Origin of the sequence: Bradyrhizobium canariense (assembly GCF_018130465.1) — a bacterium.
In the GTDB taxonomy this organism is placed as follows: Bacteria; Pseudomonadota; Alphaproteobacteria; order Rhizobiales; family Xanthobacteraceae; genus Bradyrhizobium; species Bradyrhizobium canariense_C.
The window spans coordinates 741946-766268 of the sequence record NZ_JAFCKJ010000001.1 but is presented as its reverse complement, the minus strand read 5'-3'; the positions used below and the strand labels follow the sequence as shown (position 1 = coordinate 766268).

The 24323-nt window shown below is 64.9% G+C and carries 19 protein-coding genes; 8 read left to right on the top strand and 11 right to left on the bottom strand.

Going from position 1 to position 24323, the window contains the following annotated elements:
• Window positions 1–8: 8 nt before the first annotated feature.
• The 5 genes from JQ591_RS03305 to JQ591_RS03285 form a co-directional block, all read right to left on the bottom strand.
• On the bottom strand, window positions 9–1136 hold the full coding sequence (locus JQ591_RS03305) for an AAA family ATPase (RefSeq protein WP_211394607.1): 1128 nt from the start codon (window positions 1134–1136) through the stop codon (window positions 9–11).
• A 303-nt stretch (window positions 1137–1439) separates the two neighbouring features.
• The gene (locus tag JQ591_RS03300) at window positions 1440–4595 is read right to left on the bottom strand and encodes a multidrug efflux RND transporter permease subunit (RefSeq protein ID WP_211394606.1); all 3156 of its coding nucleotides are present in this window, start codon (window positions 4593–4595) and stop codon (window positions 1440–1442) included.
• A gap of 6 nt (window positions 4596–4601) precedes the next feature.
• Window positions 4602–5795, bottom strand: coding sequence for an efflux RND transporter periplasmic adaptor subunit (locus JQ591_RS03295; RefSeq protein ID WP_211394605.1), 1194 nt, complete (start codon window positions 5793–5795; stop codon window positions 4602–4604).
• Between the two features lie 265 nt (window positions 5796–6060).
• Complete coding sequence (locus tag JQ591_RS03290) at window positions 6061–8535, bottom strand: autotransporter outer membrane beta-barrel domain-containing protein (RefSeq protein ID WP_211394604.1); 2475 nt, start codon at window positions 8533–8535, stop codon at window positions 6061–6063.
• 427 nt (window positions 8536–8962) lie between these two features.
• The gene (locus tag JQ591_RS03285; RefSeq protein WP_211394603.1) at window positions 8963–9982 is read right to left on the bottom strand and encodes an SAM-dependent methyltransferase; all 1020 of its coding nucleotides are present in this window, start codon (window positions 9980–9982) and stop codon (window positions 8963–8965) included.
• A 219-nt stretch (window positions 9983–10201) separates the two neighbouring features.
• On the opposite strand from JQ591_RS03285, the gene JQ591_RS03280 reads away from it, so the two are divergent.
• The 4 genes from JQ591_RS03280 (at window position 10202) to JQ591_RS03265 (ending at window position 13023) form a co-directional block, all read left to right on the top strand.
• Complete coding sequence (locus JQ591_RS03280) at window positions 10202–11227, top strand: flagellar motor protein MotA (RefSeq protein WP_211394602.1); 1026 nt, start codon at window positions 10202–10204, stop codon at window positions 11225–11227.
• Window positions 11228–11231: 4 nt separating this feature from the next.
• The gene (locus tag JQ591_RS03275) at window positions 11232–12260 is read left to right on the top strand and encodes a peptidoglycan -binding protein (protein ID WP_211394601.1); all 1029 of its coding nucleotides are present in this window, start codon (window positions 11232–11234) and stop codon (window positions 12258–12260) included.
• Window positions 12260–12706: a GNAT family N-acetyltransferase gene (locus JQ591_RS03270; RefSeq protein WP_211394600.1), complete on the top strand. Its 447-nt coding sequence runs from the start codon at window positions 12260–12262 to the stop codon at window positions 12704–12706. The genes JQ591_RS03275 and JQ591_RS03270 overlap by 1 nt, the downstream gene beginning before the upstream one ends.
• Window positions 12707–12801: 95 nt before the next feature.
• Window positions 12802–13023, top strand: a complete 222-nt coding sequence (locus JQ591_RS03265; RefSeq protein ID WP_211394599.1) for a hypothetical protein — start codon at window positions 12802–12804, stop codon at window positions 13021–13023.
• A gap of 163 nt (window positions 13024–13186) precedes the next feature.
• On the opposite strand, the gene JQ591_RS03260 is transcribed toward JQ591_RS03265, so the two are convergent.
• The 3 genes from JQ591_RS03260 to JQ591_RS03250 form a co-directional block, all read right to left on the bottom strand.
• Window positions 13187–13360 carry a hypothetical protein gene (locus JQ591_RS03260; protein WP_211394598.1) on the bottom strand — a complete coding sequence of 58 codons (174 nt, stop codon included), beginning with the start codon at window positions 13358–13360 and terminating at the stop codon, window positions 13187–13189.
• Between the two features lie 162 nt (window positions 13361–13522).
• Window positions 13523–13888 carry a GNAT family N-acetyltransferase gene (locus JQ591_RS03255; protein ID WP_211394597.1) on the bottom strand — a complete coding sequence of 122 codons (366 nt, stop codon included), beginning with the start codon at window positions 13886–13888 and terminating at the stop codon, window positions 13523–13525.
• Between the two features lie 301 nt (window positions 13889–14189).
• On the bottom strand, window positions 14190–16016 hold the full coding sequence (locus JQ591_RS03250; protein WP_211394596.1) for an ABC transporter ATP-binding protein/permease: 1827 nt from the start codon (window positions 16014–16016) through the stop codon (window positions 14190–14192).
• 235 nt (window positions 16017–16251) lie between these two features.
• Between JQ591_RS03250 and rpmE the strand changes: the two genes are divergently transcribed.
• Window positions 16252–16479: a 50S ribosomal protein L31 gene (rpmE, locus tag JQ591_RS03245; RefSeq protein WP_007599895.1), complete on the top strand. Its 228-nt coding sequence runs from the start codon at window positions 16252–16254 to the stop codon at window positions 16477–16479.
• 242 nt (window positions 16480–16721) lie between these two features.
• Here the strand turns inward: rpmE and JQ591_RS03240 are convergent, their stop codons facing one another.
• Together JQ591_RS03240 and JQ591_RS03235 are read right to left on the bottom strand one after the other, a co-directional pair.
• Entirely contained in the window at window positions 16722–17231 is a 510-nt protein-coding gene (locus JQ591_RS03240; protein WP_106941886.1) for a DUF1465 family protein, read from the bottom strand.
• Window positions 17232–17811: 580 nt separating this feature from the next.
• Complete coding sequence (locus tag JQ591_RS03235; RefSeq protein WP_211394595.1) at window positions 17812–18003, bottom strand: DUF1192 domain-containing protein; 192 nt, start codon at window positions 18001–18003, stop codon at window positions 17812–17814.
• Between the two features lie 111 nt (window positions 18004–18114).
• On the opposite strand from JQ591_RS03235, the gene JQ591_RS03230 reads away from it, so the two are divergent.
• Window positions 18115–19113: an NAD(P)H-quinone oxidoreductase gene (locus JQ591_RS03230; RefSeq protein ID WP_211394594.1), complete on the top strand. Its 999-nt coding sequence runs from the start codon at window positions 18115–18117 to the stop codon at window positions 19111–19113.
• A 140-nt stretch (window positions 19114–19253) separates the two neighbouring features.
• Window positions 19254–22130, top strand: coding sequence for an EAL domain-containing protein (locus JQ591_RS03225; protein ID WP_211394593.1), 2877 nt, complete (start codon window positions 19254–19256; stop codon window positions 22128–22130).
• A gap of 172 nt (window positions 22131–22302) precedes the next feature.
• Here the strand turns inward: JQ591_RS03225 and JQ591_RS03220 are convergent, their stop codons facing one another.
• Window positions 22303–22569: a DUF7662 domain-containing protein gene (locus JQ591_RS03220; protein WP_211394592.1), complete on the bottom strand. Its 267-nt coding sequence runs from the start codon at window positions 22567–22569 to the stop codon at window positions 22303–22305.
• Between the two features lie 144 nt (window positions 22570–22713).
• On the opposite strand from JQ591_RS03220, the gene JQ591_RS03215 reads away from it, so the two are divergent.
• Complete coding sequence (locus tag JQ591_RS03215) at window positions 22714–24210, top strand: sensor domain-containing diguanylate cyclase (protein ID WP_211394591.1); 1497 nt, start codon at window positions 22714–22716, stop codon at window positions 24208–24210.
• Window positions 24211–24323: the final 113 nt, after the last annotated feature.

The window sequence follows — 24323 nt, the reverse complement described above, 5'->3', positions numbered from 1 at the left end:
CTCGACGTTCAAGAAGCGTCCTCGTCGTCTTCCCCGTCGCGATATTCACCGCCAATGGTCAGGCCCTCGATCGTCGTGGCGCCTTTCGATTTGATCACCCGGCGAAGCGGGACCGAACTCTCGCTTCGCAGTGCGTCCATCAGTTGCTCCGAATGGGTGACAATCCAGATGTCGGCGCGGCGTGATGCCTTGGTGATGAGCCGGGCCAGCGGCGCCAGCAGCGACGGATGCAGACTGGTCTCGGGCTCGTTCAGCGCGATGAACGGCGGCAGCCGGTAACCCATGAACACTGCGAGCAGGCAGATGTATTTCAGCGTCCCATCGGACAATTCGTGAGCCCTGAACGGCCGCGGCATATCCTCCAATTGCAGATCGAATTCACACCTGCCGTTTTCTTCCCACGCGCGGAGTTCGGCGCCCGGGAATGCATCCTGGATTGCGTCCTGCAGGTCGTTGGCGTCTTCCCGAATGACATAGAGGGTCGCCAGGGTGGCAGCCAAATCGATTCCATCGGCGCTGAGCGAGGGCGTTGCGATCGCGAGACAAGGCTTTCGTATCGGAGACGCCGGATCAGTGCGAAAGTCATGATAGAATCGCCAGCCCAGCATCGCATTTCTGATCAGGTCGATTTCCGGGCATTGCTTGCCATCGGAAAAAGCCGCAAGCGCGGTCTCTGACGGCAGCACCGCATCCTTGTGGCTGCTCCAGGCGCCGCTCTCGCCGCGGACGCTGATGAGCGAATTGATGCGCTCCATCAGCTTGACCGTTCGTTTGCCGCGCGTCGTTTCGATAGTTTCGGCTTTGATCATCGGCTCGCCGGGAAACGCGGCTTGAAGCGGGCTGGGAAACCCGAGCTCGATGAAATACCTCATGCTGTCGAATGTGGCCGACAGCCGCAGCCGCCCGTCTTCGCCTCGCTTGCGAATGCCGGACCAGCAGACCGAATTCAATCCGCCTTCATCGGCGATCGTGCGGGTGATTTGACCGGTCGCCGCGTCGCGCAACAGCGACAAGGACTTGTAGAGATTGGACTTGCCGACTCCATTTTCGCCAACGAACACGGACAAGGGATGGATGGGTATGGAGAGCCGCCGAATGGAGCGATAGTTCGAGATCGCAATTTCGGTCGGACGCATGACATGCTTTCGATCGGCGGGGTGCCTGTGCATTCGCGGGGCGGCGCGAATACGTTGTTTCAATCCAGGGATGCAGTCTGGATTGAGGCCTCCGGGAAATCAAGCCGACCGATCCGGCGTTCAGTGGTCGACTCTCACCAGCGCCGGCGAATGTGCTGAGCTGTCTGGGTGAAGACGGCAGCTCCAAACCTGACTGTCATCATCCGCGAAGGCGGATGATCCAGTATTCCAGAGACGTCTGTTGGATACGGAAAAGCCGCGGGGTACTGGATGCCCCGCCTGCGCGGGGCATGACACCTCACCTTACAGCTTGGCCGGCGCCGGCGGCCCATACGCCTCGGCCCCCTTCTCCTCTGCCTTCTCCCGATCCCCGCCCAGCACGCGTTGCACCGACACGAAGAACACCGGCACCATCAGCAGCGCCAGGATCACCACGGCGATCATGCCGCCCATCACGATGCTGCCGAGCGCCTGCTGGCTGGCGCCGCCGGCGCCGTGGGCGATGGCCATCGGCAGCACGCCGCAGATGAAGGCGAGGCCGGTCATCAGGATCGGGCGGAAGCGCAGGCGACAGGCCTCGATGGTGGCATCCACCAGCGGCTTGCCTTCTTTCCGCAGATCCTTGGCGAACTCGATGATCAGGATCGCATCCTTTGCCGCAAGGCCAATGATGGTGATCAGGCCGACGGTGAAATAGACGTCGTTGGGCAGGCCGCGCAACATCGCTGCGACCACCGCGCCGACGATGCCGAGCGGCACGGTGAGCAGCACAGCGAGCGGAATGGTCCAGCTCTCGTAGAGTGCGGCCAGGCACAGGAACACCACGAATACCGAGAGCCCGAGCAGGAACGGCGCCTGCGAGCCCGACAGCTTCTCCTGGAGCGACTGCCCGGTCCATTCATAGCCGAAGCCGCGCGGCAGCTTGCCCGCGAGCCGCTCCATCTCGGCGATGGCATCGCCCGAGGTGAAGCCGGGCTTGGCCTCGCCGGAGATACGCACCGCCGGATAGTAGTTGAAGCCGGCGATCTGCGTCGGTCCGCGCGCCCATTCCACGGTGGTAAAGGACGAGAACGGCACGAGCTGGCCGCGGCTGTTCTTGACGTTGTAGTTGAGGATGTCCTCGGTCCGCATGCGGTCGCGGGCATCGGCCTGCACCACGACGCGCTGCATGCGGCCGCGGTTCGGGAAGTCGTTGATGTAGTTCGAGCCGAGATTGGTCGAGATCGTGTTGTTGATGTCCTCGAAGGTGACGCCGAAGGCGCCGGCCTTTTCGCGGTCGATCACGAGATTGACCACGCCGGCCTCGGGCAGGCCCTCGACATAGACCTTCTGAAGCACAGCGCTCGCATTGGCCTCCGCGATCAACTGATCGGCGGCGCGCATCAAGGCCGGATAGCCCTTCTGGCCGCGGTCCTGGAGGCGGAACGAGAAGCCCGAGGAGTTGCCGAGATTGTCGATCGGCGGCGGCTGCAACGCGGAGATCTTTGCGTCGCGGATCGACGACGACAAATCGCGGTTGATGTCAGTGACGATCGCCGCTGCCGAATCCTTCGGCCCGCGCTCCGACCAGTCCTTCAGGGTGATGAAGGCCTGCGCGGTGTTCATGCCCTGGCCGGAGAAGCTGAAGCCGGTGAGGAAGGTGACGTTGTCGACGCCCGGGCGCTGCGCCAGGTATTTTTCCACTTTCTCGATCACCGCCTCGGTCCGGCCATAGGACGAATCCGACGGCGTCTGCACGTCGGTGGTGACGAAGCCCTGGTCGTCGACCGGCAGGAAGCCGCCGGGCAGATTGACGAAGGCCCAGGACAGGCCGGCGAGCAGTGCGACATAGACCAGCATCAAGCGGCCGGTGCGCTTCAGCGAGAAGCCGACGGTGCGGGAATAACCCTCCTTGCTGCCGTCGAGCATGCGGTTGAACCAGCCGAACACGCCTTTTTTCGCATGGCCATGACCGGCGGCAACGGGCTTGAGCAAGGTCGCGCACAGCGCCGGCGTCAGCGACAGCGCCAGGAAGGCGGAGAAGCCGATCGCCGCAACCATGGTCACCGAGAACTGGCGGTAGATGATGCCGACCGAGCCCGGGAAGAACGCCATCGGCACGAACACGGCCATCAAGACCAGCGTGATGCCGATGATGGCGCCGGTGATCTGCGACATCGCTTTCCGCGTCGCTTCCTTCGGCGGAAGCCCCTCCTCGGCCATGATGCGCTCGACGTTCTCGACCACGACGATGGCATCGTCGACGAGGATGCCGACCGCGAGCACCATGCCGAACATCGAGAGCATATTGATGGAGTAGCCGGCGAGCAGCAGCGTGGTACAGGCGCCCAGCAGCGCCACCGGCACCACGATGGTCGGAATGATGGTGTAGCGGATGTTCTGCAGGAACACGAACATCACCACGAACACCAGCACGATGGCTTCGACCAGCGTCGTCAGCACCTTCTTGATCGAGGCCTCGACCACGGGCGTGATGTTGTACGGAATCTCGTAGCCGATATTGGCCGGGAAGAAGCGAGACAGCTCCTTCATCTTCTCTTCGACGGCGCTCGCGGTCGCCAGCGCATTGCCGGTCGGCGACATCAGAACGGAAAGACCGGCGGTCGGCTTGCCGTCGAGACGGGTGTTGAACTGGTAACTCAGGCCGCCGACCTCGATGCGCGCGACGTCGCGCAGTCGCACGGTCGAACCGTCGGCGTTGGCGCGCAGGATGATGGTGCCGAATTCATCCGGGGACGAAAGCTGACCCTTGACCAGCACCAGCGCGGAGGTGCGCTGGGTCGCGGTCGACGGCTCGGCGCCGATGCTGCCGGAAGCGACCTGCGCGTTCTGCGCGGCAATGGCCTTGTTGACGTCGTCGGCGGTCAGGCCATAGCCGACCAGCTTCGCCGGATCGACCCAGACGCGCAAGCTGCGCTCGGTCGAATACAGCGTGGCGCGGCCGACGCCGGGGATGCGGCGGATCTCGCCGAGCACGTTACGGATCATGAAGTCGCCGAGGCCGACCTCGTCCAGGCTGCCGTCGGTCGAGTTCAGCGTGATGATCTGGAGCACCGCGCTGGAGGCTTCCTCGATCAGAATGCCCTGCTGGATCACCGCGCGCGGCAGCCGCGCCTCGACGCGCTTGATGCGGTTCTGCACCTCGACCGAGGCGGCGCTGGTATCGGTGCCCGGCACGAAATTGGCGATGATCTCGACCTGGCCGAGCGAGTCGCTGGTCGATTCGAAATTGAGGATGCCGGAGGCGCCGTTGAGCTCCTCCTCGATCAGCCGCGTGACGCTGTTGTAGAGGTTTTCGGGCGAGGCGCCGGGATAGCTGGTCGAGATCGAGATCGAAGGCGGCGCGATGATCGGGTACTGCGCGATCGGCAACAGCGGAATCGAAATTGCGCCGACCAGACAGATGAACAGCGCGACCACCCAGGCGAAGATCGGCCTGTCGATGAAGAAGCTCGCCATGGCCTGTTACCGCGTGAGCTTCTGAGCGTGCCGGTTGTCGGCGGTCGCATCCGCCTCCGACCAGGATTGCGGCTTGACCCTGTCGCCGGCGGCGAACTTCTGGAACCCTTCGACCACGACCTTGTCGCCGGCCTTCAGGCCGTCGGTGACGAACCAGAGTCCGTCCTGCACCGAACCGGTGCGCACCGGCTGCACCGCGATGTGGTTGTCGTCCTTGACGACGAACACCTCGCTGCCGCCGCCGCCATTGCGCTGGATCGCCTGCTGCGGCACCGCGATCGCGTCGCTATCGAGACCCTGGTCGATGCGGACGCGGACATACATGCCCGGCAAGAGCTCGCGCTTGGGATTGGGAAATTCACCGCGCAGAGTCACCTGGCCGGTATGGGCATCGACCTTGGCATCCGAAAACAGCAGCTTGCCGTCGAGCGAATAGATGGTGTTGTCGTCGAGCACCAGGCGCACCTTGGCGGCATCGGCCGCGATGCGCTCGAGGTCGCCGCTCTCGAAGGCGCGGCGGAGCTGGTTGAGCTCGTTCACCGACTGGGTGAAGTCCGCATAGATCGGGTCGAGCTGCTGAATGGTGGCCAAATTGGTCTCGTTCTGCACCGCGAGCGCGCCCTCGCTGACCAGGGCAGCACCGACGACGCCGTCGATCGGCGCGCGCACGGTGGCGTAGTCGAGATTGAGCTTGGCGCGCGCGAGATCGGCCTTGCGGCCCTCGACCTCGGCATGGGCCTGGCGCTCGGCCGCGATCGCCTTCTCGTTCTCGGCTTCGGGCGCGGCGCGCTGGTTGGTGAGCGTGGCGATGCGGCGCGCCTGCTGCTGGGTCTGCATCAACGCGGCCTCGGCCTTGGCGACCGCGGCGTCGTTGGCCATCACCTCGACCTCGAACGGACGCGGATCGATGCGGTACAGTGGATCGCCCGCCTTCACCTCGCTGCCCTGTCGGAACAGGCGCTCGACCACGATGCCGGAGACGCGCGGCCGCACGTCGGAGACGCGCGTCGGCGCAATGCGGCCCGGCAGTTCGCGCACCACGGCACGCGGCTGCGGCTTGACGATGACGATGCTGACGTCAGGGTCGTTGGGTTGGGCGGCTGAGACGGCGGAACTGGATTCGTCGCAGCCTGCCAACAGCGGCGTACAGGCCGCGAGCATCATTGCAACGCATGCCGATCGCGCGCGAAGTCCTGACATGAAGTGGGGTGCCCCGATATTGTTGAAACTGATCACGCTCCGCGGGGCCCGTTCTGGGCGATTTCCGCGCGGCCGATGCCGTCAAAATAGAGGGGACTTGCTGCGACGCAACGCGTGCGGCGGGCGGCCCAATGTCACACGGCCTATGGTGCTGAGTTCAGGGCGCTTTCTCGGTGTCACCGGATTGTGAATCGGGTTCCATCACGACGTGCTGCGACAGAAGACCGCAACGACCGGTGTTCCCGCAGGCCGCAGGCGGCATGAATCACCAGGTGAGACGGAAGCCTCCGGTACCCTTGTAATTGCGGTTGTCCGCGCTGTTGTTGAGGCTCGCATTGTAGGAGACTTCGCCGAAGACGGCGTAGCGCCCGTTGGCCCAGCTATAGGTGCCGCCACCGCCGATGCTGCCCCACAGCCGGTCTTGCGCATTGGCAAAACCGGTGCCGGCGACATCGACGTTGGTGCCGTTGAGAAACTCGTAACGCAGATTGGCAATGCCGTAGACGTCGGAGCGCACGATGCCCGTGCCGTCGTTCCAGGTCCTCTGATGGTTGAGTGCAAGTCCGGCGCGGCCGAGCAGGCTGTCGCCATCGCGCAACGCGACCGGCGCGCCGAACCGATCCGCAAAGCCGTCGAAAGCGACCTTCGCATAGGAAAGCTGCGCCTGCGGCGTCAGCAGCCAGCCATTGCCCAGACCGATCCGCTTGCCGGTCTCGGCACTGAAGGCATAACCGAGCCCTTCATTGCCGTGGATCAGGCTGCCGGCCAGCTCGGACGACAGATCGCTGCGGTAGAACATCGACTGCGCCTGACCGTCGACATAGAAGCCGTTGTCGCCATACCAGGTCAGCGTGCTGCCGACGCCCGTTCCCTCGACCCGGATACGCCCATTGCCGAAGAACGACGCGACATTGGCGGTCGTCAGGCCGTATTGCGCAGTGAGGCCGACGAACAACCGGCCCCCCTCGTTCTCCAGCACGAGGCCATCGAGCCCCGTCTGCACTTTCAGATGGTCTGCCTTGTAGGTCGAGCCCGTGGTGTTGGAGGGCTGCAGGTCGGAATGCCCGCCTTCGATGCGGCCCCAGAACGCCGTCGGCGCCGGCGAAGCCGCGCCTGGCACCGTCGTCGCGCCACCGGCGCGCGCCATCGCATCGCTGCCGCCCCAATAGCGGTTGCCGACGCGCTGCTGCAGCGTCGGCAAATCGTTCATGCCGAGCAGCACCTGCGCATAGTTTTCGTACAGCGGAACGCCCGGCTGGTAGAGCGGACCCAGGGGTGTCGCGGGCGGCGGGTTGATCAGGCTCGAGCGCAGATACCAATCGCCGTCGCCGGGACTGGCAATGCCGTTCTTCTGCAACGTATAGGCATAGGCGCCGCCGACCACCGCCTGCTCGCCGTGAAAGACATAGCTGCCCAGAAGCGAAAAGCTGCCGTTGGAGGCGCCTGCTACGTCGATCACCTTGATGCCCTCGACGGTCGGCGCGCCGGTGCCGCCGACATTGGTGACGCGTAGCGAGGAGGTGCCCGACGTGCTGCCCTGCACCCGCAGCAGGTCGGTCGGCGAACTGTCGCCGCCGAGCTGGGTGTTGAGCTGCAGGGTGCCGCCATTGCCGACATAATTGCCGGCCACGGTCAGCGTGGTCCCCGGTGCCCCGCCGAGTGTCACGATGCCGGCATTGCCAAGCGAGGCGAGCGTTTGATTGAAGCCGGCGAGGTCGAGCGTGCCGCCGGAGGCTACCGTGAAGGCCGAGGCCGCGCTGAAGGTATTCGCCGCTCTGGCGCGGAGGGTGCCGCCGTCCACGTTGGTCGCACCGTTGTAGGTATTGGCACCCGCCAGCGTCTGGGTGCCGCCGGTGAGCGTCAGGCCGCCGGTGCCACCGATCGCGCCGGCGAACAGATCGTTCGCGTTGGTGATCGTGAGATTCTTCGCACCCAGCGCGACGACGCCGGTTCCTGCAAGGCTTTGAATGCTCGTGCCGGCGGCAGTGATGCCCGAGATACTGAAGGTTCCGTTTGCGACGACCCGGCTTGACGCGGCAACCGAGCCAATGCTGGCGAGGGCAAGCGTGCCGGCCTGGATCACCGTCGCACCGGCATAGGTATTGGATGCGCGGAGATTGAAGGTACCCGTGCCGGTCTTCGTCAATCCGCCGACGCCGGAAAACCCGCTGTTCCCGCTCACGGTGAAAGTCTGGGTGTCGACGGTCAGGCCGCCCGCGGCGATATTGAGATTTCCCGCCGAAAATCCGGCGATGAAGCCGACGCTGTTTATCCGGGCGCGCAGAATGGCGTTATCGAAATTGACTTGACCGGTTCCCCCTGCCCCGGGGCGCGCCAGGAGGTTCGTCTCGAGCGTGCCGCCACCATTGATATTGAGCGTGCCCGTGCCGGCTGCGAAGCTTGCGAGATAAACCCCTAATTGGGCGACGACTCTGGCGCCGTTCTGGATGTTGAGTGTGCCATTGCCACTAGCGCCGATTTCGATCTGATCGCCGGATGTAATCCATTGCGAACCGGCGCCGCTGACGGTCACGGTGCCATTGTTTCCGCCTGCGACGCCAATCGCAATCGACGCGCCGCTGCTCGTCAGCGTGCTGCCGTTCTGGATCGTCAGATTGCTGGAAGATCCGCCAAGGAAGAGGCTTCCGGTCGCTCCAACTGCCGCGCCAGCGGCGCCGAGCACGGTCGGGTTTGGCGAGGCCGTATTGATGTTGACGACATTGCCCGCGATTGGGACCACGCCACCCGACCAGTTGCTCCCGACCGTCCAGTCGTTGCTGGTCGCTCCGGTCCAGCTTTGGGCCGAAGCAGACCGTGGGGACAGGGCTATCAGCGCCGTCGCTGAGACACTTGCCAGCAGCAGGCGAATCAAGCGCGTCCGGGTGTTGCTGGATGGAGATCGCTGCGTCCGCTTCGGACTCCTCTGCAGCGAATCATCGTGTCGCCGTCGGATCGAAGCAGCCCCGATGCATTCGCGCATACGTCATTCCAATTGCGTCCGCATCGTCGGGGATGCGGATTTCGGTCGCCCACCAAGGACAACCACGACGATAGGCGAGCGGAAATGATCGGACAACAATTGCAACGTGTTCCTGCAAGAAAAACGCGCGGCGTGTGCCGTTTGCGCAACGAAAGACGCTTAATAAATTCTTTCGCGAGACCGCGCTCTACCGCGCCGCCTTCATCCTGTAGTGGCTGACGCCCCACTCGGTTCCATCGGCGTAGCCGAACAGGCCCGAGGTCGCGAGAAACAACCAGCGCCAGCGTCGCATCCGCAGGCCGGTCTCCTCGCCATGGATGTTGCGCAAGGCCGCCTCGATGGCATCGCGATGCGCGTCGAAATTGGCGAGCCAGTCGTTGGCGGTGCGCTGATAATGCGTGCCGCTCCAGCACCATTCCTTCTCGACCGTGAAGATATCGTCGAATTGCCTGATGAGGTGATGGCTCGGCATCAGCCCGCCCGTGAAGACGTGCTGCGCGATCCAGTCGTCGCGATCGGCCCCGTCGAACAGGTGGGAGCCGGAGCGATGGGCGACGATTTGCATGAAGAACCGCCCCTCCGGCGCGAGCCACGCGCGAAGGCGCGTCATCAGCTTGCGCCAGTTCATCACGTGCTCGAACATCTCGACCGAGACGATGCGGTCGAATTGCCCGTCGGGTGCGAACACGTTCATGTCCGCGGTGACCACCCGCAGGTTGAGGAGACCGCGCTGCCGCGCCTCTTCCTCGATATGGGCGCGCTGCGCCTGCGAGCTCGACACCGCCGTCACCTTCGCGTGCGGAAACTGCCGCGCCATCCACAGCGACAGCGAGCCCCAGCCGCAGCCGAGCTCGAGGATGGTCTGGCCGTCGGCGAGGGCGGCATGCTCGGCGGTCTGGCGCAGCGCCTCCTCCTCGGCCTCCCGCAAGGTGGTCGCACCGGTCTTGTAGAAGCAGCACGAGTATTTGCGGTTGGGACCGAGCACCTTGGCAAAGAACGAAGCGGGCGCCTCGTCATGCCCGGCATCCGCGTCCTCGGCGATCGGCCGCAGCATCAGCCGCCCGGCGAAGGCGGCATCGTCCGCCTCGCCCAGCGCGGACAGGCGCGTCACCGTGCGCGAGCACAGGCGCTGGATCGCCGCGCGGATCACGACATCAGGCAGCGGCACCCGCTCGGCAGTCCCGATGATCGCGGACACGACGCTCATGCGACGACTCCGTCTTGGGCGGCAGGTATTGGGCGCCAGGGGGAAAAGTGCGACTTGAACCTGTGGAATGCCGACGATTTGCAAACTACGTCCCTACCAAAGCCCGGTTTCAGCTTTGGGTTCCGCAGCTCTCCCCGAAATCGGCGCATCCGGCGCTTTTTTTGGGCTGGCGCTGTGCCATAGTGCGCCCCGCAAGCAAGTTAACGGATGATACCGGCCATGCCGTCAGGCGCCTCGCCCCGCTCCCCCATCGACATCGAATACACAAAGCTTTCCTCGCCCAGCGTCTTCCTGGTGCGGATGCTGGTCTTCCTGGTGCTCTGCGCCCTGGTTGGGGTGGTGCTCTACAAGCAGATCATCCAGGCCTTCTTCGCCAATCCCGGGCTCAATGCCCTGATCGGCGGCGTGCTGTTCATCGGCATCATCCTGGCCTTCCGCCAGGTGATCCGGCTCTACCCCGAAGTCTCCTGGGTCAACAATTTCCGCATCGCCGATCCCGGCCTTGCGCCCGCCCGCCACCCCAAGCTGCTGGCTCCGATGGCGATGATCCTCGGCGGCGAGCGCACCGGGCGGATGTCGATCACCCAGACCACCATGCGGCACCTGCTCGATTCGATCGCAACCCGCCTCGACGAGGCCCGCGACATCTCCCGCTACATGACCGGGCTTCTGGTCTTCCTCGGCCTGCTCGGCACCTTCTGGGGCCTGATCGAGACGGTCGGCTCGGTCGGCAAGGTGATCGACGGGCTCAAGGTCGGGGGTGATTCCGGCGCCCTGTTCGACACGCTGAAGGAGGGCCTCGCCGCCCCGCTCGGCGGCATGGGCATCTCGTTCTCGAGCTCGCTGTTCGGCCTCGCCGGCTCGCTGGTCCTCGGCTTTCTCGACCTGCAATCGAGCCAGGCGCAGAACCGTTTCTACACCGACCTCGAAGACTGGCTTGCCACCACCGTGCGCGAATATGGCAGCGGCGAGGTGGCGGTCGCAGCCGGGGGCGGTGGCGGCGGCATTGCCAGCGGCGAGCTTCAGGCCGTCGTCGAGCGCTTGCGCTCGGTGCTCGAGGAGGGCAGCGGCAGCCGCGGCACCACCGCGGCGATGGCGAGCCTCGCCGAAGCCATCCAGGCGCTGGTCTCGCATATGCGGACCGAGCAGCAGATGATCCGCGAATGGGCCGACGGCCAGGGCGAGCAGAACCGCGAGATCCGGCGCCTGCTGGAGCGCCTCGCGCGTCAGCCCGAGAAGGGTTAGCGACATGGCTCTGGCGCGCGGCCGCCGCGGCGACACCTCCTTCAACTACTGGCCCGGCTTCGTCGACGCGCTGTCGACGCTGGTGCTGTCGATCGTGTTCCTGCTGTCGGTCTTCCTGGTCGTGCAGTTCTTCCTGTCGCAGGAGGTCACCGGCAAGGACAAGGCGCTGGAACAGCTCAACGCCAAGATCGCGCAGCTCAACGAGCTGCTGTCGCTAGAGAAGCTCGGCAAGCTCACGCTCGACGATCAGGTCTCGTCACTGAAAGCCGGCCTCGCCTCGGCCGAGAGCGAGCGCGACCGCATCAAGGGTCTCTATGACGGGCTGGCCGCCGCCGGCAACGACGCGCAAGGCAAGTCCTCCGAGCTCGGCAAGGCGCTGGACTCCGAGAAGGCGGTTTCGGGGCGGGCGCTGGCCCAGATCGAGGTGCTGAACCAGCAGATCAGCGCGCTGCGGCGGCAATTGGCGGCGCTGGAAGAAGCGCTCGACGTCTCCGAGAAGCGCGACAAGGAATCGCAAAACCGAATTGCCGATCTGGGGTCTCGCCTGAATGTCGCCCTGGCGCAGCGGGTGCAGGAATTGTCGCGCTACCGCTCGGAATTCTTCGGCCGCCTGCGCGCCATCCTCGGCAACCGCCCCGACATCCGCATCGTCGGCGACCGCTTCGTGTTCCAGTCCGAAGTGTTCTTCGACACCGGACAGGCGGTGCTGTTGCCTGAAGGCCGCGCCGAGCTCGACACCTTGGCTGCCGCGCTGATCGAGCTCGACAAGAAGATCCCGAACGAGATCCCCTGGGTGCTGCGCGTCGACGGCCACACCGACGTACGCCCGGTCAACGGGCCGAACTTCAAGTCGAACTGGGACCTCTCGGCCGCCCGCTCCATCTCGGTGGTGCAGTATCTGATCTCGCTCGGCGTGCCCGCCCAGCGCCTCGTCGCCGCCGGCTTCGGCGAATTCCAGCCGCTCGACACCGCCAACACCGAGGAAGCCTACAAGCGCAACCGCCGCATCGAGCTGAAGCTGACGGAGCGGTAGTGAGCGCCCTCCACCTCCGCCCTTACCGTCCCGAGGACGAGGCCGCCTCGATCGACCTGTGGCATCGCACCTGGCAGCAGGCCTATCCGCAGATCAACTTCGCCGCCCGCCTGGACTGGTGGCGCGAGCGCTGGCGCAAGGATCTGGTGCCGAAAGCCTCGATCGTGGTCGCGGAGCAGGACGGCGCGCTCACCGGCTTCGTCACCATCGACGGCGACGGCTATCTCGACCAGCTCGTGGTCGATCCCGCGCATTGGGGCTCGGACGCGGCGCGGCTGCTGGTGGATGAGGCCAAGCGCCTGTCACCGACGGGCGTGACGCTGCTCGTCAACAAGGACAACAGCCGCGCCATCCGCTTCTACGAGCGCAACGGCTTTGCCCATGCCGGCGACGAGGTGAACCCGACCTCGGGCCGGCCGGTGCTGAAGATGATGTGGCGGGCCTGATTCCGACGGACGTGACGCCCGTCACGTCGGGATCCCAAGACGTCACCTATTCGTTGTGTCCAGAAGTTGCGCCGGCAAGCGGATGGAGATGACCGATGAAACTGAGCGATCTGGCCAAGGGGTCTTCGGTCCTGCTGGGTGTCATCGTCGCCGGATACGTCTCGACGAGCTATGTCGACCAGCGCTTCGCCACGCCGGTCAGGACGACGAGTGCTCCGACGAACGGCCTTGAGCCATCGGCCTGCGTCGATGAGGACGGGAGCTGGAAGAACTGGCCGTGGCCGAACGTGCCGGCGCTCTCGCCGAAGTGCAGATGATCGGCGCTATTCGTCAACTCGCCGCGATGCGCTCTCGGGAGCGCGAATGGTCTCTCAGGCGCCGACACCTTTGGACAAGCCTTGGGCCGGCGATGCTTGGTAGTGCGCCACATCTGAGGAAACTACAAAGCTCCGTCCACTCGGCTCAGGGGTGCGGACTGCCCTATCCGAAATTCCGGAAGCCTATGATGAGCAATCCGAAACTCATCACAGCGATCACACCCGTGCCTGCGACAACAAGAAGGGCCGTCTTCCACCCCGCAAGGCCGCGCTTTTGCTGTCGAATAGCGAACAAGATGAGGAGGATGAAGAGTACCGGACCGATCAGAACAATCATTCACGTGATCCAATCACAAGGTCGTTTCAGTTTACCGCCGTGTGAAGCTGGTGTCCGCTAAGGGTCATGAGCGCCGTTTGTCGGTAGAGCGGCCAGTTCCCGTCTACCCTGAGCGCGAACGTTGTGATCGACCGTTCGGGGGCCACCGAGGGCCAAGTGATTTCACATTGATCCCAGCTCCTTAATCAGCTTGGGAAGCATTCTGCCCGGTATTGAGCCGGACGGAGCGAAGCCGGAGTCCTTCGCCCCCATGTGTCGATAGAAAGGCGCGGCATCTGGGTCCGCCTCGATCGCCATTCGGTGAGCACCCATCGCTGTTGCTTCGCGGGCAGCCCAATGAAACAGCTTCATTCCCAAGCCACTGCGAAGCATCGTCGGCTCGACAAACAACTTCAACAAATCAGCCCGGCTTCCAGTGACCCTGACTTGGGCGACGCCGACGATCTTGCCGTTCTCTTCCGCCACCGCAATTGAACTGGATTGGAGTTCGCATGCTTCGATGGTGAGTTCGCCCCGACAGGCCTCCATGAAGTCGTTGCCGTAGCCCCATACAGCTTTCGACCTAAGGCACAAGGCCGAGAGCGTAGGTAGCTCTTCAACTGTCGGCGGTCTGAGAACACAAGGCACGAGGCTTGGCTCCTTGCATCGTCTTCGGATACCACATCGCCGCCTCCGATGTCTCATACGGGCCAGCAGCGGGCCTCGATGAGGCGGGCAACCCGTCCCCTTCGAGTCCGACAAGGACTGCTATCGGACTCTAGGTAGATGCGTTACCCGCCGTCGCGGGCGATGACACTGTGATTGGGGCGGCAGCCTGAACGCCTCCGCCTCACGCCCCCTCGAACTGCAACCTCGCCAGCCTGGCATAGAGCCCGTTCGCGGCGACGAGCTCCGCATGCGTGCCCTGCTCGACGATCCGGCCCTGGTCCATCACCAGGATGCGGTCGCAGGACAAGACGGTAGCGAGGCGGTGCGCGATGACGAGCGTGGTGCGGTGGCGCATCAGCTCTTCCAGCGCGGTCTGCACCAGCGTCTCGCTTTCGGCATCGAGCGCGGAGGTGGCTTCGTCCAGCAGCAGCAGCGGCGCATCGCGCAGGATGGCGCGGGCGATCGCGATGCGCTGGCGCTGGCCGCCGGACAGCGTCACGCCGCGCTCGCCGAGCGGGGTGTCAAAACCTTCGGGCAGGCGGCGGATGAACTCGGCGGCATGCGCAAGCTCGGCGGCGCGCTCGACCTCGGCGTCGGTCGCATCGGGCCGGCCGAAGCGGATGTTGTCGCGGGCGCTTGCAGCGAACACGTTCGATTCCTGCGGCACCAGCGCGATGCGGGAGCGGAAGTCGCGCGGATCGGCGGATTTGACCGGCACGCCGTCGAGCGAGATCGCGCCGCCGCGCGGATCGTAGAAGCGCAAGAGGAGATGAAAGATCGTGCTCTTGCCGGCGCCGGACGGACCGACGATCGCAACCTTCTCGCCGGGACGCACGGTGAACGACACGGCGTCGAGCACTTTGACATCGCGCCGCGCCGGATAGGCGAAGCTGACCTGGTCGAAGCCGACTTCACCGCGCGCCGGCACCGGGAGCGCGCGCGGAGACGCGGGCGCCCTGATCTCAGGCTGCACATGCAGGATCTCGAACAGACGCTCGGCAGCGCCGGACGCCGCCGAAATCTCGCCCCAGACCTCGCTGAGCTGGCCGAGGCCAGCCGCGGCGAAGGCCGCGTAGAGCACGAACTGGCCGAGCCGGCCCGGCGAGATGGTGCCGGTCAGCACGTCGTGCGAGCCGATCCAGAGGATCGCGACCACGCTTGCGAACACGATGAAGATGATGATGGCGGTGAGCACGGCACGCGCCTGCGTGGACGTGCGCGCGGCTTCATAGGCCTGCTCGACCTCGCCGACAAAGCGCTTCTCGGCGAGCCCTTCGCTGGTATAGGCCTGCACGGTGCGGATCGCACCGACCAGCTCGCCGGCATAGGCCGAGGCCTCGGCCAGCGTGTCCTGCGCATTGCGCGACAGACGCCGCACCCAGCGCCCGAAGGCGACCAGCGGCAGCACGATCAGGGGAATGGCCAGCAACACGAAGCCGGAAAGGCGCGGGCTGGTGATCACCATCATCGCCGCAGCACCGAAGAACATCATCAGGTTGCGCAGCGCGATCGAGACGGAGGCGCCGACGGAAGATTTGATCTGGGTGGTGTCGGCGGTCAGGCGCGACACCAGTTCGCCGCTGCGCGCGGAATCGAAGAAGGCCGGCGAGAGCGACAGCAGATGGGCGAAGACGTCGCGCCTGAGATCGGCAACGATGCGCTCGCCGATCGTCATCACGAGGTAGTAGCGCGCGGCGCTCGCGAGCGCGAGCACGGCGACGACCGCGATCATCACCGAGAAGTAGCTGTTGATCAGCTCGATGCCCTCGGCCGTCAGGCCGAAATCGATCATCCTGCGCACCGCGACCGGCACCAGCAGAGTGGTCAGCGCCGCGATCGTCAGCGCCACGAAGGCCAGCGCCGCCCGGCCGCGATAGCGCGCCACATAGGGCGCAAGCGCCAGCAGCGGCCGCAGCTTCGCACGGCTCTTCGCCGGCGCCTCGATCAGTTCGGCTTCGATCGACGGGGCTTCCGCGGGCCCGGTTTCAAGCCGTTCTACTGCGCTCATGGGATCCGACCAAAAGAGAGGACTGCGTCCCAAATAGGCCGGGCGAGCGGGAGTGGCAAATCCGGGATGTCCCTTAGGTGACAGCCCGGCCCTCAAAGGCCTCCCAAGGCCTTGCCAAGACCTTGCCCAAGACCCTGCAATGGCTTGTTTTACAGGGCCTCGTGGGGTATAGAGCCGGCCAAATCCGTCATTCGATAGCCACTCAAGTGAGGCGCCGGGGCGCCGAGGAATTGCCATGAAAGCCGAAATTCACCCGAATTATCATACGATTAAGGTCGTGATGACCGACGGAACCGAGTACCTGACCCGCTCCACCTGGGGCAAGGAAGGCGACACGCTGAACCTCGACATCGACCCCAAGTCGCACCCGGCCTGGACCGGCGGCAACGCGCAGCTGATGGATCGCGGCGGCCGCGTCTCGCGCTTCCAGAAGAAGTTTTCGGGCTTTCTCAAAAAGGATTGATCCGGCCCTCGAGGCTGGAGACGAAAAACGCCCCCGGAAAGCCGGGGGCGTTTTTTGTTTTGGGGGGGGGGTGCCGTCGCATCGCTACCAGACCCGTCATCCTGAGGCGCGATGCAAAGCATCGTGCCGGGAGCCTCGAAGGATGGACGGCCGAGATGCAGCCGGGCCGTCGCCCTTCGAGGCTCGCCGAAGAGGCGAGCACCTCAGGGTGACGGTTCAACATCAAATGCGCGGATAGAAAATTACCGCTCGAACGCCGCCTTCAGCGCGTTGAGATGCGGCACCAGCGGGTTGCCGATCGAGGGATGATCGACCGGCGGGGTGTGGATGGTGGTGTCCAGACGGCGCACTCGGGTCTGCAGGCTCATCGAGCGATGGATCAGGTCCTGGAGCTGCGACGGCAGCTTCTCGATGGTGTCGGTGGAGCCGGGATCGGCGGCGGAGAGCTTGACCTTGGTTTTTTCGCGGTTGGCCTGGCCCAGCGTCATCTCGCCTTCCTTCACGGCGCGGTGCAGCAGCAGCCACGAGGCGAGCTGCATCAGGCGGGTGGTCAGACGCATGCTCTCGGTCGCATAGGTGAGGCTGACGGCGCGATCGAGCGCCTTGGCCTCGGTGCGGCCGGCGCCATCGAGATAGGCGGCGGTCTCTTCGACCAGGTCCATGCCCTCACGGAACAGGACGCCGAACGCCGCAGAATTGGTGAACCGCTCGCTGAGTTGAACGAGAGCGCCTTCGGCTTGCAAACGTTCCATGGTTAACGCCCCTTACGCAACTGTCTGACTGTCCGGCTTGGCGCCGGCTTATGATGAACAAATCATTGCGCGGGCCGGACGCCGAGTCCAGCGACAAGCGCGGATATGGTTTCCACGGGTCTTCCCTCGGAATTCAACCGGAGCTAAGCGCGCGCGGCGCGCATTAGGTTGTTGTTTGAGCATGATCTTATCGGAAAACCGCTTCGCACTTTTCCGGATCATGCTGCCCCCAAAAGCAAAAAAAGAGCCGCCGGAAAACCGGCGGCTTTGAAAGTTGATAACAGGGAGGCGTCAAACAGAGTGGACAGGAGCCACTCGGTGTCCAAACGAGGACAGTTCCCAGTCATAAACTCGAAAGCTTAATGTGGAGTAAACGAGCGATTATTTTGAGGGTTCGTTAGCCATGTCGGTCAGTGGCCGAGTGGGCGCTCGTTCCCCGGACGCAGCGCAGCGCATAGCGGTGCGCTGCGGAGCCGGGGCCCAGTTCTTTGGTCGAGGAGTTTGAAGAGGCATGGATCCCGGCTCTGCGGAGCAGCGCTACGCGCTGCACCGCGTCCGGGACACGAGAGTCGTGAGCCTCCTATTTCTTGAAAAAACGATCCGCCGCATCGCGCGAGGCGCGCTTCTTGGCGGCGGCTTCTTCCAACCTTGCGATCTCGTCCTTGAGCAGGGTCATGCGCTCGGTCAGTTCCTCCACAGACAACAGTGAGAGATCCTGTCCGATTTCATGGCTGATCTTCTTGCGCGGGCGGTCGTCGTCTTCCGTCGGCATCGTGGTTCCTCCTGCGTTCGCCCCACAAGCGGCCGAGGCGGTTGCCAGCCCGCACCGCGCTGGCTAAGCAATGGCCTCGTTCCACCCCGCACCTTTGCTCAAGGACACATCATGGACAAGCTGCCCGCGCAAATGACCGTGGTCGCCATCTCCAAACCCGGCGGACCGGAGGTGCTGGTGCCGGAACAGCGAGCGCTGCCGCAGCCCGGTCCCGACGAGATCCTGGTCAAGGTGCAGGCCGCCGGCGTCAACCGGCCCGACGTGGCGCAGCGCTCCGGCGCCTATCCGCCGCCGCCCGGCGCCAGCGACCTGCCCGGTCTCGAGATCGCGGGCGAAGTGGTGGCCGTCGGCAGCAACGCCAAGAAGCACAAGATCGGCGACAAGGTGATGTCGCTCGTCGCCGGTGGCGGCTATGCGCAGTACTGCATCGCCCAGGACGCCCAGGCCATGAGCGTGCCGCCGGCGCTGTCGATCAAGGAAGCCGGTGCGCTGCCGGAAACGCTGATGACGGTCTGGCACAATGTGTTCGAGCGCGGCGGCCTGAAGGCCGGCGAGGCGCTGCTGATCCATGGCGGCTCTTCCGGCATCGGCACCATGGCGATCCAGCTCGCGAAAGCGTTCGGCGCCAAGGTGATCGTCACCGTGGGATCGCAGGACAAGATCGATGCCTGCCTCAAGCTCGGCGCGGATCGTGCCATCAACTACAAGGACGAGGACTTCGTCGCCGTGGTCAAGGCGGAGACGAACAATGCCGGCGCCAATCTGATCCTCGACATGGTCGCCGGCGACTATGTCGATCGCAACTATGACGCCGCCGCCGTCGACGGCCGCATCGTGCAGATCGCGACCCTCAACGGGCCCAAGGTCAACGTCAACATCGCCAAGGTGATGGTGAAGCGCCTGACCCATACCGGCTCGACGCTGCGCCCCCGTAGTAATGCGGACAAGGCGGCGATGGTGGCCGCGATCGAGGCGAAAGTGATGCCGCTTTTGCGCGAAGGCCGCGTCAAACCGCTGATGGACAGCACTTTCCCGCTGGAAAAGGCATCCGATGCGCACCGGCGGATGGAAACCTCGGCACATATTGGCAAAATTGTGTTGGAGGTCTAGGCCAACGGCCCGCAGGGCAAGCCGGAAACCCTTTGATTTTCCTTGCTTTCGTGGCATCTATCGCGACGCACCGAACCATCTTGTTCCGTTCGGAAAACGCCCTGCACTGAAGAGTTTGCGTCGAACGCGGAGAACTGACCTTGCGTCTGATCAGGTGCCTCGCGCCCATAGCGCTGGGCCTCATGATTCTCGTCTGCGCGTTCCCGGCGCGCGCGCTGGACGCTGTCAGCGTCCGCGGTGACGCGCCCGCGATCGACCTCACCGGCGTGCTCGAGCATCAGCGCAGCGACGCCGACCGCATCCAGGTCTCCACCGCGCCCGGCACCGACGGCATCGTCCGCCGCATCGAGGTGCGCGCCCGCGAAGGCGGCCAGAACTGGGTGGTGTTCGCGCTCGCCAACAACACCGACGACCAGCTCGACCGCCTGATCGTCGCCCCGCATTACCGCATCGTCTCCTCGGGGCTGCTCTGGCCCGACCTCGGGCTGTCGCGCATCGCGACCATCACGCCCTCGACCGGCGACCGGCCGGAGCGGCAGGAGAGCCCGACCGCCGACGTCTTCCGCGTCACCCTCGATCCCGGCGCCGTCGTCACCTTCGTCGCGGAGCTGCGCACCGACAAGCTGCCGCAGCTCTATCTGTGGGAGCCGGAATCCTACAAGGACAAGGTCAACTCGTTCACGCTGTACCAGGGCATCGTGATCGGCATCTCCGGCCTTTTGGCGCTCGTTCTCACCATTCTGTTCGTGGTCAAGGGCAGCATCATGTTCCCGGCCGCCGCGGCGTTGGCCTGGGCGGTGCTGGTCTATATCGGCGTCGATTTCGGCTTCTGGGGCAAGGTGCTCGACATGTCGAACAACGCCGAGCGCATCTGGCGCGCGGCGGGTGAGGCAATCCTGGCGGCGACGCTGCTGGTGTTCCTGTTCGCCTATCTCAATCTCAGTCGATGGCACGTGCGCTATTCCCACATCACGGTGGGCTGGCTCGCGTTCCTGGGCTCGCTCGTTGCACTGGCCCTGTTCGACCCCGCCGTCGCCTCCGGCATCGCGCGCATATCGCTGGTGCTGATTGCCTTCGCCGGCTTCGCGCTGATCGTCTATCTCTCCACCCACGGCTTCGACCGCGCGGTGCTGCTGATCCCGACCTGGTTCCTCCTGGTGGTCTGGGTGATCGCGGCCGGCATGACGGTCGCGGGCTCCGTCACCAACGACATCGTCGGCCCGGCGCTGCTCGGCGGCCTGGTGCTGATCGTGATGCTGATCGGCTTCACGGTGATGCAACATGCGTTCGCCGGCGGCGGAGCCACCACCGGCGTCGTCTCCGACATCGAGCGGCGGGCGCTGGCGCTGGCCGGTTCCGGCGATTTGATCTGGGACTGGGACGTTTCCGCCGACAAGGTCTTCACGAGCCCCGAGACCGAAGCCCTGCTCGGCCTCAAGCGCGGCACGCTGGAAGGCCCGGCCGCCTCCTGGCTGGAAGTGCTGCACCCGCTCGACCAGGACCGTTTCCGCGCCGCGCTCGACAGCGTGCTCGACCAGCGCCGCGGCCGCCTGGTGCAGGATTTTCGCCTGCGCACCCCGGACGGACACTTCATGTGGTTCGCGCTGAAGGCACGCCCGGTGGTCGGCTCCGACGGCGAGGTTTCCCGCGTGGTCGGCACCCTCACCGACGTCACTGAGCTCCGCAACGCCGAGGAGCGCCTGCTGCACGATTCCGTGCATGACAATCTCACCGGCCTGCCCAACCGCAAGCTGTTCATGGACCGGCTCGGCGCCGTCGCGCATTTCGCCAAGACCATGCCGACGCTGCGGCCGACGCTGATGGTGATCGACCTCGACCGCTTCAAGCAGGTCAACGATTCCGTCGGCATCGCGGTCGGCGATTCCATCCTGCTGACGCTGGCCCGCCGCCTCACCCGTATCCTGAAGCCGCAGGATACGCTGGCGCGGCTCGCCGGCGACCAGTTCGGCCTGATCCTGCTCTCGGAGCAGGACCCCGCCCGCATCACCGCCTTCGCCGAGACCATCCGCAAGACCATCCGCGCGCCGATCGCCTTCAACGAACGCGAGATTTTCCTCACGGCCTCGATCGGCCTCGCCTTGTCCGATCCGCAGGTTCAGCTCACGGACGAGATCATCAAGGACGCCGAGCTTGCGATGTATCACTCCAAGCGCATCGGCGGCGATCGCATCGACGTCTACAAGGCCGCGATGCGCGCGCGAAAAACCGACCGGCTGACGCTCGAGAGCGAACTGCGCCGCGCCATCGAGCGGCAGGAGCTCACGATCCTGTACCAGCCGATCGTGCGGCTCGAAGACCGTTCGGTCGCCGGATTCGAGGCGCTGGTGCGCTGGGATCATCCCAAGCTCGGACGCATGGCGCCGTCGGAATTCATCACCATCGCGGAAGAGACCGGCCTGATCATCGACCTCGGCATGTTCGTGCTCGACCAGACCGCCAAGCAGCTCTCGATCTGGCAGCGCGCAATGCGCTCGCGCGAGCCGATCTTCGCATCCGTCAACGTCTCCTCGCGGCAATTGCTGCGCCACGATCTGATCCACGACATCCGCACCGTGCTGTCGCGCTCCTCGGTCGCGCGCGGCACGCTGAAGCTCGAACTGACGGAATCGCTGGTGATGGAGAACCCGGAGCACGCGGCGCAGATGCTGACGCGGATCCGCGAGCTCGGCACCGGGCTGTCGCTCGACGATTTCGGCACCGGCCATTCGTCGCTGGCCTATCTGCAGCGCTTCCCGTTCGACACCATCAAGATCGACCAGTCGTTCGTGCGCACCACCAACCGCGGCACCCGCCCGGTGATCCTGAAGTCCATCATCGCGATGGCGCACGACCTCGGCATGGACGTGGTCGCCGAAGGCGCCGAGACCGATTCCGACGCGGTCGAGCTCTACCAGATGGGCTGCGAATACGCGCAGGGGTTTGCCTTCGGCGAACCCATGGACGCCGATGCCGCGATGCGGCTGCTCACGGAAGTGCGGCTGGAAGCGGCGAGCTGACGCTTTTTACCCCTCTCCCCTTGTGGGAAAGGGTGGCTCGCCGCAGAGCGGCGAGACGGGTGAGGGGTATGCCTCCGCGCCCGAAACTCTCGCGATTGGATATGCGGAAACATACCCCTCATCGGGCGCTTCGCGCCACCTTCTCCCACAAGGGGAGAAGGGAAGAACCACGCTAGCGCCGCCGGTCGTTCTTCTTCTGCTTCGTGAACCGCACGCTCTGGCCATCCGGCATCCGCATCGCCTTGAAACCGGCGGCGAGGCAGGCTTCGCGCTGCGGCATCTGGATGTCCGGGCTACGCAGGCTGTCCCACCATGAGGCACGATTCGCCGCGCGCGGCAGAGCCGCGCCGATGATCTCTTCGATCTGTTCATAGGTCAGCACGAATTCCGTCTGCTTCTGCCGCATCAGATAATCGCGCAACGCGTCGTAGTCGTTCACCGCTGTCCTCTTCGCTGGTCGAAGGCCCGCTCTGCCCAAAAACGTGAGCCGCGGAAACCAATTTTTAACTCATTACGGCAGCGCCGTCCCGGCTTAAACACTACTCAAGCTTTCGGGCGCATTCAGTCATGTCGGGAGCAACCGATGTTGTCTGGATGGCGCGAAGTCATGGCCCGCCGGCCATGGCGGCTTTCGGCGAAGCTGCTGATCATCTCGTCCGTGGTGACGGTGATCGGCTTTTCCGCCATTTGCGTCAACGTCATGCTGGACATGCGCCGCGGCGAGGAGGCGCTCGCCCGCCAGACGCTGGAAAACCTGGCGACGACCATCGAGTCCGACGTCAGCCGCAACATCGAGATCTACGACCTGGCCCTCAAGGCGGTCGCCAGCAACATGCTGCTGCCGGAAATCGCCACGGTCTCGAAGCCGATCCGTCACCTCATCCTGTTCGACCATGCGACCACGGCGAGGCATTTCGGCGCGATCCAGGTGTTCGACGCCGACGGCCGGCTGACCATCGATGCCTCCACGCTCGATCCCCCGGCGGAGAACCGCGGCGAGGAGGATTACTTCAAGATTCATCGCGACAACCCCGGCGCCGGGCTCTTCATCAGCCGTCCCATGCTGTTCCGCGGCGCCTACGCGATCGTGCTGAGCCGGCGCATCAGCGACACCGACGGCGGCTTCATGGGCGTCGTCGCCGGCTCGATCCGCTTCAGTTATTTCCACGAATTGTTCGAGCGGCTGAACCTCAATGCCGACGACACCATCACCGTGCTCAAGCGCGACCGTACCATCATGATGCGGCGGCCGTTCGACCTCGACGTGATCGGCAAGAATCTCGGAACGCAGCAGAGCTGGAAGGCTGACAATCTCAAGGCCGGCGGGGCCTATTCCGGCCAGGGCCCGGTGGACGCGACGCCGCGCCTCTACGTCCGCAGCACCGGCTCCGGACCGCTATTCGTGGTGGCAGGCAAGCCACTGAGCGCCGTGTTCGAGCTCTGGCAGAGGGAAGCCTACCGCATCGGCGCCGTGGTCCTGGCGCTCAACCTGTTCATGCTGGCATCGACGCTGGTGCTCGCGCGCGAGATCGGCCGGCGCGCCGAGGCCGAGCGCAAGCTCGAGGAGATGGCGACGACGGACGCGCTCACCGGCCTGAAGAACCGCCGCAAATTCGACCAGGTGATCGACGCCGAATGGCGCCGCGCGATGCGCCAGAAGACGCCGATCGCGCTATTGATGATCGATGCCGATCACTTCAAGGCCTACAACGACACGTTCGGCCACCAGGCCGGCGACCAGGTGCTGGTCGGCATCGCTATCTGCATTTCCGATTCGGTGAGCCGCGCCGGCGACTGCGCCGCACGCTATGGCGGCGAGGAATTCGCCGTGCTGCTGCCGGGCACCTCGATCACCGACGCCCTCAAGGTGGCCGAGAAGATCCGAGCCAAGGTGCAGGGCTGGTCCGACGACCAGACGAGCACGACGGTCTCCTGCGGCATCGCGAGCCTCGTTCCGACCACGGGCATGGACTGGCCGCTCCTGGTCGGCGCCGCCGACAAGGCGCTCTACGCCGCCAAAGCCGGCGGCCGCAACCAGTCGGTGGTCGCGAGCTTGCCGAAGCTGTCGCTGGTGGCGTGAGTTGCGACATCCACGGTGTCGTCCCGGCCTAGTGCGCAATTGCGCACGGGGGGCCGGGACCCATTCCGCGTGATCCATCGTTGCGAACGGTAGCAGTACCGAACGACGAGTCT